The organism is Spirosoma pollinicola (genome assembly GCF_002831565.1).
Lineage (GTDB): Bacteria > Bacteroidota > Bacteroidia > Cytophagales > Spirosomataceae > Spirosoma > Spirosoma pollinicola.
This window is the reverse complement of record NZ_CP025096.1, coordinates 3,957,622-3,974,718: the sequence shown is the minus strand read 5'-3', so window position 1 is coordinate 3,974,718 and position 17,097 is coordinate 3,957,622. Positions and strand designations below refer to the sequence as shown.

The 17,097-nt window shown below is 49.3% G+C and carries 10 protein-coding genes; 1 reads left to right on the top strand and 9 read right to left on the bottom strand.

The window, feature by feature from the left end:
• Positions 1-82: 82 nt before the first annotated feature.
• From CWM47_RS16680 to CWM47_RS16665, 4 genes are all read right to left on the bottom strand, one after another.
• Complete coding sequence (locus CWM47_RS16680; RefSeq protein WP_100989393.1) at positions 83-4,648, bottom strand: nitric oxide synthase oxygenase; 4,566 nt, start codon at positions 4,646-4,648, stop codon at positions 83-85.
• 192 nt (positions 4,649-4,840) lie between these two features.
• Entirely contained in the window at positions 4,841-5,533 is a 693-nt protein-coding gene (locus CWM47_RS16675; protein ID WP_100989392.1) for a LytR/AlgR family response regulator transcription factor, read from the bottom strand.
• Positions 5,530-8,388: a PAS domain-containing hybrid sensor histidine kinase/response regulator gene (locus CWM47_RS16670; protein ID WP_100989391.1), complete on the bottom strand. Its 2,859-nt coding sequence runs from the start codon at positions 8,386-8,388 to the stop codon at positions 5,530-5,532. Before CWM47_RS16670 ends, CWM47_RS16675 begins: the two co-directional genes overlap by 4 nt.
• Before the next feature lie 3 nt (positions 8,389-8,391).
• Positions 8,392-8,931, bottom strand: a complete 540-nt coding sequence (locus tag CWM47_RS16665) for a heme NO-binding domain-containing protein (RefSeq protein WP_100989390.1) — start codon at positions 8,929-8,931, stop codon at positions 8,392-8,394.
• 242 nt (positions 8,932-9,173) lie between these two features.
• On the opposite strand from CWM47_RS16665, the gene CWM47_RS16660 reads away from it, so the two are divergent.
• Positions 9,174-9,725 carry an RNA polymerase sigma factor gene (locus CWM47_RS16660; RefSeq protein ID WP_100989389.1) on the top strand — a complete coding sequence of 184 codons (552 nt, stop codon included), beginning with the start codon at positions 9,174-9,176 and terminating at the stop codon, positions 9,723-9,725.
• Here CWM47_RS16660 and CWM47_RS16655 read toward each other — a convergent pair.
• The 5 genes from CWM47_RS16655 to CWM47_RS16635 all read right to left on the bottom strand — a co-directional run bounded on the left by CWM47_RS16655 (position 9,722) and on the right by CWM47_RS16635 (position 16,911).
• Positions 9,722-12,463 (bottom strand): bifunctional YncE family protein/alkaline phosphatase family protein, encoded by a 2,742-nt coding sequence (locus CWM47_RS16655; RefSeq protein ID WP_100993910.1) that lies wholly within the window; start codon positions 12,461-12,463, stop codon positions 9,722-9,724. The two genes, CWM47_RS16660 and CWM47_RS16655, sit on opposite strands and share 4 nt — an antisense overlap.
• A 124-nt stretch (positions 12,464-12,587) precedes the next feature.
• The gene (locus tag CWM47_RS16650) at positions 12,588-13,691 is read right to left on the bottom strand and encodes an AMP-binding protein (protein WP_100989388.1); all 1,104 of its coding nucleotides are present in this window, start codon (positions 13,689-13,691) and stop codon (positions 12,588-12,590) included.
• Positions 13,688-14,098 carry a nitrogen regulation protein NR(II) gene (locus tag CWM47_RS16645; protein WP_100989387.1) on the bottom strand — a complete coding sequence of 137 codons (411 nt, stop codon included), beginning with the start codon at positions 14,096-14,098 and terminating at the stop codon, positions 13,688-13,690. The genes CWM47_RS16650 and CWM47_RS16645 overlap by 4 nt, the downstream gene beginning before the upstream one ends.
• Positions 14,098-14,475 carry a photoactive yellow protein gene (locus CWM47_RS16640; RefSeq protein WP_100989386.1) on the bottom strand — a complete coding sequence of 126 codons (378 nt, stop codon included), beginning with the start codon at positions 14,473-14,475 and terminating at the stop codon, positions 14,098-14,100. The genes CWM47_RS16645 and CWM47_RS16640 overlap by 1 nt, the downstream gene beginning before the upstream one ends.
• A gap of 57 nt (positions 14,476-14,532) precedes the next feature.
• The gene (locus tag CWM47_RS16635) at positions 14,533-16,911 is read right to left on the bottom strand and encodes a PAS domain-containing sensor histidine kinase (protein WP_100989385.1); all 2,379 of its coding nucleotides are present in this window, start codon (positions 16,909-16,911) and stop codon (positions 14,533-14,535) included.
• Between the last annotated feature and the right edge of the window lie 186 nt (positions 16,912-17,097).

The window sequence follows — 17,097 nt, the reverse complement described above, 5'->3', positions numbered from 1 at the left end:
CGTTTAAACCTCTGTGCTCTCTGTGCCTCTGTGGTTAAACCTCTTTTTTTTGATTACACATTATTTAATCAAACTAGCCCCTTTACACCGACACTCGTTCCAGCCAGCGTTCGCCCTGCGCGTATTTCGTTTCCTGTAAGTCGATGAGTGATTTCTTAGCGTTGATTAACACGCCCCACACATCCATCACAAAGCGATTTTCGGACTGCATTTGCCGGAAGAAATTGATAGCTTCGGCATGCGACAGGCCACCTTTTGTTTTGGCAATGGTCATCAGTACGTCGAAAACTTCATCGGCCATCTGGGCATCACCACAAACGTAATAATGACAATCGGGCTGAGAGAGCACTTCCCAAAGGCCATTACTTTGCTGGCCTATCAGGTCCTGAACGTATATTTTCTCTTCATCGAGTCGAGAGAAAGCCACATCCAGATGCGTCAGTACACCGGCTTCGTGCCAGGTTTCCAACTCGTGCTGATATAAGTAGTCGTTCAGATTTCGACAGCCAAAAAACAAGCGGGCATGACCGATATGCGCCGGCATTGGTGTTATTGTCTCATAGTCATTTAGAGAATAAGGGTTGGCTCTGTGTATGGCCTGAAGCTGAACCTCGCGATGGTGCAGAAAACCAAGCAATGGCGACAGGCCCGTACCCGCCCCAACCATCAGCATAGGGGCGTGCGGGTCGACGGGAGGACGAAATGTAGACGAACGAACGCCTATTCGAACAGTAGCCCCCGGCTCCAGCCCGGCCAGATAGTTAGAACATAAACCCGAAATAACTTTGCCCGCATCGGTCGTTATCTGGACCACGCCCACTGTGAGGTGAATCTGTTCCGGGTGCACCAGCGAGCAGGATGATATGGAATAAAAACGCGGCTTCTGTTTAGGCAATAACTCAATAAGCTGCGCAAACGACAGGTGTGCCGACGGAAAAACATCCAGCAAATCGACTATGGTAGGAAAGGTATCGGCAAGATGCTTTTTCAGAGCGACGCAGGCGTCAAGATTGTTTTGGCCATTTAGTATGTCCAGCCAGACTTCCAGCCGTTCTTTTTCGATTGGCGATTCGACAGATTTCAGGAGCGCATTTAACAATTCGTCGTAGGGTTCGCGAATGGTCAGGTCCAGATCTTCGGTCAACACCTGCCCTACCCTGACAGGCTCGGGATACGCATGTTCTCCATCAATCGCGTGTCCGGAGCTATTGACTAATGACGTTGTGAACCAGGCATCCGGATTAATTCTCAGGCGACTGGCCATACGTTGTACCAAATCGGGTGGGTTATGCGGATAGATCGCCACATGGTCGCCGGTTTCGTAGGTCTGATCAGTCCCGCTAATGTTCAGCGAAATAAAGCGCGTTGAGCGACTTCCAATAATAACCTCCTTCAGCAACTCTCTATTTTCGACAATTGGAACAACAACGCCGGGCAACAGTTGCTGGCGTATTTTACTGTCTGTTGCTGGCACCTGATGAGATGCTAAAAACGAGACGGCCAGTTGGCTGCTGGCGGTAGTCGATAAGTCGGCACTGGTTGGATCTTCGCCCAATAGGCGGGCAACAAGGTCGAGCCATTGTCGAAATGTATCGGCCTGACCTCTAATCTCATCGCCTTTATGCATGGTGATGACACGGTTACCGCCTACACGCGCCAGCTCACGATCCAGCGTTGCCCCGCCCGCACAGAAATGCGGATAAATAGTGCTTCCCAGCGCCATCACCGAAAAATTCAATTCCCGGAATTTTCCCGGCGGCTGTGCCAGAATCCGGGCCTGAAATTTCTGGGCATTACCCGGCAAATCGCCATCCCGGAATGTCGACGTAACCACAAGCAGCAAATCTTCCTGACCCAGACAGGATACATCATATTCGTCGAGGGCCATCACACGGGGCTGATACCGGCTTAGCCGTCGCGCTGTTTTTCGGGCGTAGCTTTCGGCGGTGCCTGTTTCTGAACCATAGAGAATGAGCACGCGCCGGGGACGATGCTCCGGGGCAGTCGTACGATCGGGACGGTGAGCCTGAACATGCACTTGGGTACCTGCCAGATCGCTGCCAGCCACGTCATCGCTGGCCATCAATTCATCGTAAATCACCACCCATCTGTCGGCGGCATAATGGTAACTGGGACTGAGGAAGAAATCGCGCATTTCGTGGTGCCAGACGGGCGTTACACTCCCCCCCGCCGAAGGCACCACCCACGACCATTGGGCCGGGCACTCGCGACCGGCCCGCTTTTCGCGCAGGTCATGCGTCAAAAACTGGCGGGCCGCCGTCTGGTGATCGACCAGTGTTACCCTCGCTTTGGAAAACGAGTGCAGCACAGCCGCGTTCAACTCCAGAAACGCACGGTCGCGCCAGAGCGTTTGTTCGCTTGACGTATCCAGGCCAATGGCCCTGGCAATGTCACTGGCTTTCTCGTAACGGCCATCTTCCCAAAGATTCCGGGCAATTTCGGTTTCCATGAACCAGCCATTGAATGGGATACAGCCATACTGGATTCCCCCTATTTCCATCTTGAAATTAGAAATAGCCGGTACCGCACACCACTTCATGTCAAGGGCAGCAACAGCCGGATAAGCCGGATGCTCGATGGGCACCTTCAGCACATCGTCGTCGCCGAACTGGTACATCTTTGGTGCCTGACCGGGCACGTCGATCACGAGAGGCAGCGTATCATAAGCCGTTTTTTGCGTTGGGGGTGTCCATCCCTGTCGGATGAGGGTTTTCGTTAGTGCCAGATTGGCCCTGTCGCCCAGCACCGAACCATCTTCCCGCTCATAGGCCGCAAAACGAATATACTGCGCGTTCCAGATACGCGGTCCCCACCGTTCCAGCGGCTTTTTGGGACGAAACACGTTCATGACAATCTGCACATTCCCCCCGTTGGTGGCCATACGCAGGTGTTCGGCGCATTCGCGAAACATCTCATCGGGGTCTGTAACGTGGCGCAAATCCCTGACGATCATATTACGCCAGGAAATCCGCCCGATACACTTTGACGAGTTACGCCAGGCTAACTGGGCACCATAGGCCAGTTCTTCGTAGGTATGGGTATAGCTGCCGGTGGCCTGAATCTCGAGCTTGATTTCACTCCAGCGACGGTCGCAATCAGCGGCATCCCAGGCTAGTTCCTGGCTAATTTGATCGATATAGTCTTTCGCCTGCGCCAGTATACGCTGCTGGTTGATCATGGGCTGGCGCAGTACGTTGGTTACGCGAGTCAGCAGAATTTCCCAGGCATGTTCCTGTTCGACAGTAAACTCAGGAATGTACTTTTTCAGTACGCTCATCATTGGCCCAACCAGTTTCGGGTAGGCCTCCGGCGGCACCGAAAAGTTAGTGTGTATCTGGCTCAGGTCGCGCAGTTCCTGAACGATGTTGATGCCGTTGTCCAGCGACCGAACCAGAAACGCAACAGCCTGCATCAAATGTTCGGTCAGGCCGTCAATATCCGTACGACTAAAATAGGGTATAATGTCGGGGTGCGTCTGGAACAGGATTTGGTAAAAATCTGTACCAATAACGCGGGCATCGGCCGCCAGCCGGTCGCCGGCCTGTCGCATCAGGCGAATCATCTCGGGCGTTAGAGCCTCGGCGTAATGCCGGGATGCTTCCAGCGCCGGCCCCAGAATGGCTATCGTAAAAAACCGGTACAGGGCTGAGCCTTCACCTTTGGCAAGGTTTTCCCGATCATATTCTTCGAGGTGTGGAATCTGCTGTAACACCCAGACCCAGGCTTGGCGAGCCTTCAGCCAATGCGTGGGCTGCATACCCAGATCGGCTAGTAGCCCAACATAGTCATTGACTGTTTTAAATCCTTCGGCTGGTTCAGGGTAGATGCCCCGGTAGCTTTCGCGCAGTATTCGTTCGCTATGCGGCATCAGTCGCCGAACGCTTACATCAAAAAGAGCGGAAAAGTAACCTGGCACCAGATCAATAGCATCGCCGAACAGGTCAATCAACTCGGGTTCTTCATGGAGCAATCGCTCAAAAAACAACTCGATAAGCATATCCTGATAGGCCAGAAACTTGTTCCAGCCATCTTTAACCAATACCTGCTCAGGAGCTGTTAAGTGCGGCAGGTCAATTACGGTATCCGGAATATCGGGTACAGGCGTTTTTCTGACCGATGGTTCGGGTGCAGTTTTAGGCGCAAAAAAGGGACAGCCTGTTATAGTTAAGTCTGCGATGTCGTTGAGTGATTGTATTAACGGCGTCTCGATGCGGTGTTCATGCTGCTCGTTGGTGATCCGAATACGAATCTGCATATGAGGAGCCTCATCCCAACCCCGTAATGGTAAAAAAATATCTGTACTGCTCTGCCCATCGGTCAGGTTCCGGAGTGGTACCGTTAACTGGTCGATCCCGTGCCATCGCTCGCTACCCTCAGGTCGAAACTGCACGATAATATACAGCTCTCCCGGCCCCTGATACCGCCCATTCACCAGCCACTCCGGTTTGCGTCTTGCCTGAAGAAGTTGCTCCCGTACAATAACGCCCGCATCATCGTGCGCCCGAATCAGACCACGAAATTCGTACCCATTCGTGGGATAGTCAAGGACTATTACCTCCGTGATACGAATTGTACGTAACAGATCTGCCTGGAGAGCTTTATCAGAAACATTCGTTGAGAGCGACACAGCAAGGTTGTGAGGTTAAGTAGACAATAGGAAAAGAGGTAAGGGCGCGGGATAGTCGGCACAAATTTTCCCCTATATTAACTACTTTAATAATTAGTACGTTCGTAAACTATAATATTACCAATATATTTTTTTGACTATGACAAATAATCCAATAGATTCAATAATAAACTTTTAAATAAACGAATTAGCTTATAATAAATTAAGTCGATTCATTAACTCCGGCTTATTAGCCCGACTGATAGGAATTACTTTATTATTAATAACCAACGTATTATCTTCTATATCAATAATCTTATCGAGGTGTACGATATAAGAACGGTGCACCCGCAGAAACTGAAGCCCTAATTTTTCTTCGAGGTACTTCATGGTTGTATACACCACATGCGTTTGGCTGTTGGTAAAGATCTTGACGTAATCGCCGGTGTTTTCAACGTAGGAAATACTGTCAAAAGGCAGTCGAATATAGCGACCATCTGTTTTAATGTATATTTCCTTTCGCTCGTCAGACGAGGTTGATTTGGGACGTGCGTGTAACTCAAGTACCTTTTCGACAGCTATGTTGAATCGGGGCAGGGTTATTGGCTTCTTGAGGTAATCAGTCACGTTGTACTGAAAGGCCTCAAACGCATATTCTATCTTACTGGTGGTTAAGATAACATACGGAATAGCGGGCAGTTGCTCCAGCAAATCAAATCCCGACAACCCAGGCATTTCGACATCGAGCCATATCAAATCTACTTCATGCTCAGCCAGGTAATCAAGTGCCGGGATCGCATTATCAAATACGCCCAGTACCTCTAATGAGCTATGTTGCTCGCAAAGCCGTTGCAGCGATCTGCGGGACATAGGTTCATCTTCAACGATAATACAAGTCAGATTCATACGAGAGAAAGCTTTTGCAGCTCTGTTTCCAAAATGGGTAGTACTTTATCAATCTCCTCCATAAGATCATGGCAATGCCCCTCAAGCCATTGCTGATTAATGTCCTGACGGGAATGGTATTCTAATTGTCTCATCTTTTCTTCCAGCAACGACAACCCTACCATCCCTAATGTCGGCTTAAGTCTGTGGGCAGCACTAGCCAGTTCCGGCCATTTCTGTTCCTGACATAAGTCTGGCAGGGTACGAATATCAGGAACAATATCGACCAGAAACATAGCGAACATTTCGGCGGCATAGCCCGTATCGGTTCCATACAATTCCGATAAACGCTGTCGATCCAATGCCTTGTCGAATAAAATACAACCCTCGCTTTCTATTTGCGTGGTAGGCGCAAACTGCTGTAGCAACGTTAAAAGTTGGGCTGGCTCAAATGGCTTGGTCAGAAAATCGTTCATCCCTGCCTCCATCGCTACGCTCTTGTTATCGAGCATGGCCGAGGCCGTAAGGGCGATAATGGGGGTATTCTGATTGGGGTTATGCGTGCTCCTTATAGCCACAGTGGCCTCATACCCATTCATGATGGGCATCTGGATGTCCATCAGAATGATGTCGAATTGCTTGTTTTTCGCTTTCTCAACCGCCTGCTTCCCATCCGACGCCATGGTATAGGGAACATTCCATTTGTTGAGCAAACTTCCGATATACGTCTGATTCATAAGGTTGTCTTCAACGATTAATACGTTGCACGTCTTTAGTTCATCTACAATGCGCAACTGTTTGTCGGTTGTTTTACTCGGTTCGGCAGATGGCAACGCCTTACCATAAGGCAGAACAAAGGTGAAGGTGCTGCCGTAGCCGATCTGACTCCACACAGAAATAGTCCCGCCCTGAATCTCAACCAGTTCTTTTGTAATAGCAAGGCCAAGGCCTGTGCCTTTGTGCTTGAATCCCTGGGGGTTTACCTGCTTAAACTTCTGGAATACCATGTCCAGTTTTTCATCGGGTATACCAACACCCGTATCCGAAACAGTGAATTCGATCCAATGCCGACCTGCTTCTTCTTTTTTGACTTTGGCTATAATTTGAATCTGGCCTTCTTCGGTAAACTTTTCGGCATTCCCGACCAGATTCATGAGAATTTGGTTCAGCATGACATCGTCACCGATAAAGTCGTCGTTGATCCGGGAATCCAGCATCACATTGACTGATATTGGGCGATCATGAAGTTTCATTTCAAATACTTTCTGCGTACTGCGAAGCAATCCGGCCAGATCGAATGGCCGGGCGTGAACTTCAATGCGTCCGGCTTCAATTTTTGTCATGTCCAGCAAATCGGAAATAAGGCTATGCAGGAAGTCGGCCGATGTTTTCAGGATATCAATGTATTCGCGTTGCTGCGTGGATGGCTGCGTGTCGAAAAGCAGATGCGACATACCAATAATGGCATTGAGTGGCGTTCTGATTTCGTGACTCATATTCGCAAAAAACTGTTTTTCGGCCTCTTGCGCTTCTTCGGCAAAGTGTTTGGCCTTGGCCAGTTCCTGCTCAAGCTGTTTGCGCTCGTTCATATCATAATGAATGCCCATAGAGCCAACGATCACGCCATTTTCATCGAGAATGGGTACACCACTAACCAGTACCCAGATACGGCTACCATCTTTCTTGATCAACTGCAGCTCATAGGAGCCAGCCAGGCCCTTTTGACGTTCTGTTTGCTGCCGCTCTACCACATTCCGAAATTCGGCGGGTACCAACAGTTCGGATGCGTTTTTACCCACCATCTCCTCCTCTGCGTAGCCCAGCATTTTACAGCAGCGCTCGTAGGATCGAACAATGATCTGGTTATTGTCAACTTCAAAGAGCCCCAGTTCCATGTTATTCATGATGCCCCGGTACTTTTCTTCACTTCGGCGGATAAGCTCGCGTGCCAGGTACTTTTCGGTCACATCTGTGTATTTCCACAAATGGCCCATGTATTGATGATCGTCCAGAAAAATAGGGATATAATCAAGCTCCATCGTGCGACCGTTCACCATAGTGATTTCCTCGCCAACACAGGCCTTGCGATTGGCCAGCAGCTCATTCATCCGATCCACAAAGGCTTCGGGCTGTACAAACAGGGATTTTACCTGCTGCCGTGCTTCGTAACAATTGTAGCCTATCAGTTCATCGGCGGTGAGGGGAATCTGAAAAATATCGCAGAAAAGCTGGTTCGCTAAAATGACCCGTCCGTTTTCGTCTTCGACCATCACCCCCGATTGTAAGTTGGTGATAAGCGTTGCGAGCCGGGTTTGGGTTGTTTCCAGCTCTGTTTCGGCCAATTTCCGATCTGACACATCCCGCGCTACCGCCACCAGTTCCTCAATATGCCCATCAACCACAATCAGCCTAACGGTTTGCCCGATCCAGACGATACTACCATCCTTGGCAACCACCGGAAACTCATTGTAGGTACTATCCTGCCGCTGCTTCATCATAGACTGATAGAAGTCAATAAGCGAGATGCGGTAACCAGCCTGAATGAATTCGGTGAAGTGTTTACCCAGAAATTCGGATTGTGTGTACCCTAATATTTTTTCGACAACGGGGCTGACAAACGTAAAAAATCCATTGGGAGAAATCTTGTAGATAATATCCTGAACGGACTCGATAAGTTGTCGATAGCGTTGTTCACTTTCCTGAAGTTCGGCGAGTTTATCGCGAATCTGCTGTTCAAGATTTTCATTCAAGTGCAGGAGTTGTTCGTTCGCGTTGTACAGCGCCAACGCTTTCTTTTCGAGAATAGCTTCGGCCTGCAACCGAGCTGTCTTTTCACGAACGAGCCTCCTTTTCAGCAAATCTATATCCTCCTCCATGTCTTATTCTTTCCGTATATCAAATAAGACCTGACTCCCGTCGTCGGTAAGATTTGTTTTGGTGATGGTGGCCGTTTCACCAAATGTTGCCAGACATCCTTCAATGAGCCCATGGGCAAAATCAGCCAGTTTCCGCTCTGATATATAGTGCATCCGAAGGTGATTTTCTGCGGGCTGCTCGATCGTAAAGTGGGGTAATTCTGCGTCTGGATATAATTTTCGCACCTCCACATGAATGTAGTGCTGAACAGAACTGAGCAGGGCAAAGGCCGAATCGGCCCGTTCAACGAAGGGCCGATAACTTCTGGTAAATGACGTGAACATATACTGTCCATACGACCGAAGCAAATCAGGAACCGGTATATCCATTCGTTTACTCAGGCCAGAGACCAGCGTAACCATTTCGGCATGGTCGTATGTACCAATAGCGGTATAAATCCCCCCGGAGGGCAAGTCGCTCTCTTCAAGTAACTGATCTACCAACTCATAACCGAATTTATCTTCGATCATTTCCAAGAACTCAGTAAAAACGATACCCTTCATTGATATAGATAACCCTATTTTATCTTATATGATAATTAATTTATTACGCAATATAGTAACAATTACTTATGAAATTATCTTAAATTTTAACTAAAATTAGCTATACAATATATTTTTACACCAAAAAACGTGTAAAACATACAGTTCATCGAAAACTAGTGATACAAATTGTCATTTAAAACCAAGTTTGTACTGCCAAACACATAAACTAAGAGTTTACAAACCCATAACTACAACTAACAATGAATCTTAAAGTGAGTGACGAAGAGATGATCAGTCAATACCTCAACTCGAATTCTTCAGTCTGTTTCGAGAGCCTGTACAACAGGTATGTGGGTAAAGTCTATAAACAATGCTTTTCAATTACTAAGGATTCAGAACAGGCGCAGGATTTTACACATGATATTTTCATTAGAATCTTTGCCCGCTTAGATAGCTTTCAGGGACGTTCAACGTTTTCAACCTGGTTATACAGCGTTTCCTACAACTATTGCCTCGACCAGATCAAACGGGCGAAACGCCTGACAACGACTCAGCTAACAGACGATATCGACTACTCCAGCACAAGTGCTGATGATAATGAAAAGGTCGACTATGAATTACAGCGCCTTTCGCTCGTTATGAACAAAATTTCTCCGCAGGAAGCCACGGTGTTAAAAATGAAGTATCAGGATGACATGCCGGTGAGCCAGATTGGCCTACAGCTAAACCTGAAAGAGAGTGCGGTAAAAATGCGGCTGAAACGCTCTCGGAATAAAGTGCGCCAATTGTGTGGTGCCTCTATGTTTAACTAATCATCGTCATCATCGTCGTCGGCAGAACCAGCCAGGTGAGCCGGATATCGCTGTTTGCCTTTGGCCGTAAACCATAAAATTCGATTGAGGAGGTCGTCGTGCCCACGGTCAATCTGATGAAATCCGTAGCGTATCGACTGGTTCGTAAACCGCAGTGAGGCCCCTTTCAGCCCTGTTGGGGATGCATTCATTTCTGTCAATGAAACCCGGTTGGGAATTGCGTTGTAGGCAAACGAGAAATCCGGTTTGTCGGAAAAACAGTCGAACATGGGCAGCGCCGTAGCATCAATAACGTTCATGGGCGGCAGGCCCAGAATCTGTTCCATTGTTCGCACCACCGATGTCTGGTTATAATTGGTGTGAACGGTTTTCTGTAAACGCGAGTACGGGCTAATGACATAACCCGTTGTTCGATAAGCCGATACATGATCCCATCCTGCCTGCGAGTCATCTTCTGTAATAAAAATAACCGTCGATGCCGCAAACCGGCTATGCGTAACCGCATCGACAATACGCCCTACGGCCAGGTCATTATCGGCCACCATAGCGCGGGGAACGGGAAAGCCCGGACTCATGCCTGATGTATGATCGTTGGGTAACGACATAACCATCAGGTTAGGTAAGTCGGCGCTGGGATTGGCGGCTGTTTCGTTCAGTTCGTTTATGAAGGCATCGGCGCGCATCTGGTCGCTGATGGTTTCGTCATCGCAGCCCGGAAAATTCATGGCCAGAATGGGCCTCACCCGCGAAATGGTGGTGGCGTTGGTGAACGAAAAGGGTTTATTTTCCTGACGTAGCTGAAACAGACTGCTCCAGTTATACTGTTTTTTGTTGTAGGTACAGGAGCAGGCTTCTCCGTAAATTCGTACTGTTTTTCCGTGATCGAGGGCGTTATTCCAGATCAACCCTTTTTTATCGTATACCATAGCGTCGTACAGTACGTGCGGGTAACTCCGAAACCAGGCCCGTACACTCCGTTCGGTATAATCGGTAACCATGGCTGCACTTGCCCAGTGGTGCCCCTCCGCCGATGATTTTCCCGACACATAGTAGTTGTCCATCAGCATGTAATCTTTGGTAATCTGGTGCTGGTTGGGCGTAATGCTATCGCCAAAAATGCAAAGCTCGGGAACGCCATCACCCTGGGGCATATCGCCCAACACCTGGTCGTAGGTACGGTTTTCCTTGATGATGTACAACACGTGTTTGAACACCGATGGCTCTCCAATGCGCTCAGGTACAGGTTTCGGCGTAATATCTGGCCTCGGCACCTGTTCGGTCAACGCCAGTCGAAATTGAAGACTGAGCTTTTTTACCTTTTCGGTATAGGCATCTAACCGTTGCTGATCCGGAACCGGAATAAACGAAACCGACGCCAGTTGCTTGTGTGAATTATAAGCCTTGAGCCCGCCCGCGAGACTTCTCCCCTGCCCGCCCTGATCAACCGGCTCGGTAACGCGGGCACCAATGGCTTCCAGATTTGTTACGTATAACTCAGTACCGTTCAGCACAATCCCCGCCGGGTATGCCTGAGTCGGGATATAGCCTTTGACGCTCGACTGGCCCTTCCCGCCCGCCGATGCTTTTTCGCCTAGCTCAACAACGCAGAGCGCGTTATCCATCCCATTGGCCACATAAAGTGTCGTTCCCTGCGGATTGATAGCGAGCGCATTGGGTGTGCTGCCGATATAGCCATTTCCGCGATTAAAAAGTCCTACAAAAATGGAATCCGTGACCTGCTGCGTCCCAACATTGATAACAGATATATAATCGCTGTTTCCATTGGCAACGTACAAAAACTGCTGATCGGGGCTGCTGATAATCGCGTTCGGGTGTAGGCCAACGGATATTTCGCGCTCTGGTTTGCCTTGCGCAATGTCGATAATGGATACCGTTCCACGCGCCATAGCGCCCGTCTTTGGGTCGATGTAGGCGCTTCCCCAGGGTATGCCCGCCGTTTCGAAGCCGTTGGCGGCATCGGGAACGGGCCCGGCCCAATTGGTAACGTAGGCTTTAGTACCCAGGATTGTCAGGCCAAAAGGAGCTACGCCGGTAGGCACCGTCCACATAACTTGTTGATCTCTGACACGCACTTTAACAAGTTGATTATTGCCGTTCAGAACAGTGTAGAGTATCAGTTCACCCGATTCCTCTTTCACCACCACTTCATTTGGCAGGGCGATGGTGGCGGGCGCAATGGCCGCGAACGGAATAGCCCGGATGAGTCGGGCGCGCGTGCCGTCCCAAACAACCTGCATTACCCGTGAGTTGGGTTTTTCCCGACCTCCACCGGCTCCCCAGAAAATATAGGTCGAATCGTGGTGAACGATGGCTTTTATGCCCGAGAAGGAACTCATGCTCCCTCTCAGCTTTGCGTCTTTGTTATACTCCCATCGCGAGATGAGCTTACGTTTGTTCACGTCGAAAAAAGCAATACCAAAGCGATCTTCGACAACGAGCGTTTTTTTGTCGGGCAGCAAGACGGCATCCAGACTATGATTTTCAACACTGGCGTCGCCAAAACTAACGGCTTGCCCTGCACCGTCAATAATCCGGTTGTAGGGCATCAAAAAGGGGGACGTATCACCCAGCGGACCGTTGTCGGTGGCGGTTCTGTAGTGCGACGATATCTTGCCCGACTTACCACCGATGGGGCCGTACTGGTGGCATCCACTCAACAAAAACAAACCGAACAGGGTAAACAACCCATAGCCGATTGACGCAACGTTACTTTTCATAGCCTGATCGTGTGCCTGTACTGAACGCATATAATGGCCGCCAAGCTAAGACCAAAATCACGCAAAAAAAAGATTTCTTTGGCGTAATAACAGCCTGCCCATGTAAGGTCGAAACACATTCACCTCAATATAAATACAGGTGTTTGGGCGTTTCAGGGGCGGTGAGGTGTTCCCGTATCCAGCGCAGACAGGCCTCCCGGTTTGGGTCATTAAGCGTTCGCAGGCGAATCGCGCCATATAGCTGGCTAACCCCCGCATCGGCTTTGGCGTATACATCGCACTCGGCAACCAGCGGGCACCCTTCTATCACCTGCCGAATATGGGCCGGATAGACATTAACACCGGCTATTTGCACGGCGTTGTCCAGACGACCCAGTACCCGAATTTCGCGGAGCGATACCCGGTCAACCCGGTCGGGCAGGAGGAACGATTCTCCGGTATCAGTACGAATCACGGTTGGCGGATCGCCGGGAAGCAGATTTAGGAACGAGAACAATGTAAACGGCGCATCGGGCTGACAACGCCAGGCCAGGCCACCCGTGTCTGATGACCCATAAATCTCCGTTAAACCAACACCCGACTCTGTAAGCCGGGCAAACAATCCGGGCGGCATTGGAGCCGTTGAGGTTACCCCCCGGCAACCAAGCCGTGTGCCAGCCGTCAAGGACCGATGCAAAAATTCCCAGGTAAATGGCGTGCCGATAAGTAGCGTCTCCGAGTCGATATCGCTTGGTTTAACATCGGCCAGCAAACGCAGCGGGCATGCCCAGATTGCCGGCAACAGAATCGTATAGATGAATCCATATATATGATTGGCCGCCACTAAACTAACGACCTGTCGGGGGCGGGGTAGTAGTTGGCTCAGGAATTGGGCCTCCGCCAGCAGCGATACCATTGAATGCCGAACGGGCTTGGCGACACCGGTACTACCAGAGGTTCGGAAGGTTAGCCAGTCGTCGGATTGCTGTCGTGCCCGCAAAATGCAGTTTACCCAATGCTCCAGGGTGGTTCCGGCCAGCAAGTAGTTTTCTGATGAGCCGTCAAGAAGACCAAAAAATTCGTTCAAACAGGCCGCCAGCTCCATCCGTTGCAGGGAGTCCATACCCAAATCGTAGTATAGATCGAGGCTTGGCGAAACGGTTGAGGGCAATCCGGCATGGGGCTGTTGCCGAATCCGCCCCGCCATATCAAGAACAATCCGCTTTACATTATCGGGAGTCCAAATCATAAAGATTGGCGAAGTGCATCGACTTTAGTGAGGAAATCTGTCACATCATCAAAGAAAATAAGCAGGCTATCAGCCGATATTTTTTCAACAGTCAGGCTAAAAAATCGCTCTACCTTAAACTCGCCCGTAACAAAATAAATACGGTATGGCTTCTGGTCAACAATCAGGCCCGTGCTCGCATCAAAGTTAGCAATGTCTTGTTCCAGCGAGGGCAAAAATCCGGTCAGCGTATGAAGCAGATTATCGCCGGGCAGATCCAGATAGGCGGCCATTGGCATCATCAGTTGAACGGCCTTTGGATTTACCTGACGGATCACTCCCGCTGCATTAATCTCGGCCATCGCTACGGGTGCGCGGTCCAGAAGCCTTACCAGCTTTTGCAGGTGCTGTTGGGAGGCTGTTTCCATTAAGAATAATGCTTGCGATTGACCAGAAAATACTGATACCGGCTCTGTTCTGATTTGAGTAATCGTAACCGCACTTTAATGGGTTCGCACACGTAGGTAAGTATGTAATTCAGTTCTTCGTCGAGCGTTGGCTGTGCGTACTTTGCCGCGATCATCATGTTGTTGGCGCAGGGGGCAATTTGCGTGAAGTAGTACTTACCCAGAGCATAGCCTTGATCTATTCCGGTGATGTGCGATTCGGATTTACAGTAAGCAACAACGACGCCTTCGCGCGTCATACGGACGACCCCGAAGGGTGCCTCGTCGAGTTGTTCGTTCGTTTGTTTTTCGAGCCAGTCGAGAAGGTTAGCGTCGGAGAACAGTACGGTTTGATTCATAAAGATTAAGTTGTCAAGTTAAAGAGGAAGAATGGTAAATTTATGATTTCAAATTAGTTACCCTTCAATTGCCGGGATATATACGCTGAATGTTGTGCCGATGTCTGGCTGGCTTGAGGCCGTTAAAACGCCCCCATGATTTTCAATAACTTTACGGCAGATCGCCAACCCTACGCCTGTACCAGGATAGTGGCTTTTGCTATGCAGTCGCTGAAAAACCTGAAAAATACGGTCTAAGTATTTCTCCTCAAACCCAATACCGTTGTCTGTAATGTTAATTTCATGAAACAACCGGCTAGTACTGCTATCGGATCTGGTTGCGGCTCGTACTTGCCCAGCCACCAGATCCGGCAAATTAGTAATACTCAGGCACCGACTGGTAATCTGAACATAAGGTACCACGCCAGAACGGCGAAACTTAATAGCATTGGACAACAGATTCTGAAACAATTGCTCTAACTGGGTTTTATCGCCATAGACGACGGGTAATTCGCCGTAGTCGATTCGTCCTCCAGACTCCTCTATCGCTACAAACAGTGTATCCCGAATGTCGGTTATCAGTTTGGTTAATGGCACGGCTTCGAAAGGTGCCCGACGGGTCGACACCCGCGAATAATCGAGTAAATCCCGGATCAGTTCCGACATCCGCTGGGCTGCCTTCTGCATTCGAGCAATCATGTCCTGAGACGACTCATCGAGCTCTGCGTTTGTAGCCAGAATACTACCGAAGGACTGGATTTTCCGAAGAGGCTCCTGTAAATCGTGACTGGCAATAGTGGCAAACTGCTGCAGGTTGTCGTTACTACGACGCAGTTCGAGGTTAGCCATCTCCAGGGCATGTTGTTGTTCTTTGAGCCTCGACACATCCAGAAACGTGAAGAGTATCTGTTCGTTGTGCCAAACTAACGATGCCTGAAACCATCCCTCTATCCCATCGCTAAAAAAAGGCAATAGCCATTCTTTGGGCTCTCCGGATTCAGCCACCTCCACCATCAATTCAAGCAATTGGTGCCCTTCCGAACTTGGAAATAATCCACTTACTGTATTCCCGATCACATCCCTGGCTGATTTACCCGTAGTGCGTAATTGGGTTTCATTGACCAGTGCATATGTAAAATCGACTACACGACCCGGCAGACCACTTGTTGACACCTCCCGCACCGGGTCGAACAGCACAATACCTGATGGTTGAGCGTTGATAACCGTTTGCATCAGGTTAGCCTTCTTTATCTGGTCAAGCTGAACCTTATGCTGTTCGGTTATATCCACAAATGTCATCAGTACGGCATCGGTTCCCACCCGGCTGAACTGCGCGTCGAACCAGGCATCGCTAGAATCGGTGTAGTACGTAAAAATCATCCGATTACTTTCTCCGGTTTCGATTACATCCCGAAGCGCCAATTCCATTTCTGTTCCCCGAAAGCGGGGAAACAACGTTAGTAATTGCTGACCAATGAGTGTTTCGGGTGCATAGCCCGTTACATAGGTATTCATTGGATTACTCATCCGGTAGCAGAAGTCAATCAGTGTGCGCTCCGGCGTATTGTCGCGCACGGCATCCCAGAGCACTAACCCAACCGGTGTGTTATCGCTAATGGTTTGCAATAGTTCGGCCTGCTTTTGAAAGTTATGCTCGGCCTGCTTTTCGAGGGTTTTATCCAGAACAGTCAGCACAACGCCATCGCCCCGCTTCACTACCGACAAATCATACCAACCGGTACCGTGGCCAAAATCAAAGTCAATTTCAGTACGAAGTGAAAGACCGGTGTTTACCACCTTCGCGTACAGGTCCAACAGGCCCTTTTCTTTCTTAAGCGGAAAAACCTCCAGCATGGTTCGCCCAATCACCTGCTCATCGGAACGACCAATACGCTGCCGGTTAGCTTCATTCTGAAGCACGTATCGAAAGTCAGCTATATTCCCTCCAGCATCCCTGACAGCGTCGAATGCCGTAATGGAATTTTGCGATCCGTCAAGTACAGAACTTAGGAGTTCGGCCTGACTGGTAACGAGTTGTGTTCTTTTGACTTTAGAAACATCAGCAAAGGTTTTAATGTGGGTGATGTCGATGTACGATAGCAGCAGGCAATTAGTAAGCCGGGCAACGGATACGTCAAACCAACTTAGCATTGGCTGACCTACCTGCCGACACTCCCATTCGAAATGATCAGAGTCGCCCGTTTCCATTACCTGCCGGTAGCGATTCATGATAGCCGGGTCGGCCAGATGCGGGAATAGCTGACTGGCCGACTGGCCCTGCACATCGGCGAAAGAGCGGCCCAAATCACGTTCGGCCAGGGCGTTGAGCATTGTTAGCCTCAAATCGGTCAGCAGTCCCTCAGGATCATATACTGCCTTTAATACGACTACACTATTCCGGGAAACAGTGAGCACACGTTGCAGAAGGTCGGTAGGATGTAGATTCGATAAATTCATAGACCCGAACGTGTTTCCAGTTTCAGGAGACAAACTTGTATTATTCGTATTGTACGATCTTTTACCAGACTTGACTTACCTCAAGCTACTGAAAAACAATAAGTTGAGATTTCAAAGAATCAACTTTCTCGTTTAATCACTAAAGATATATATAAGTAAAATTACTTAGACTTTTTTGTTGATCTT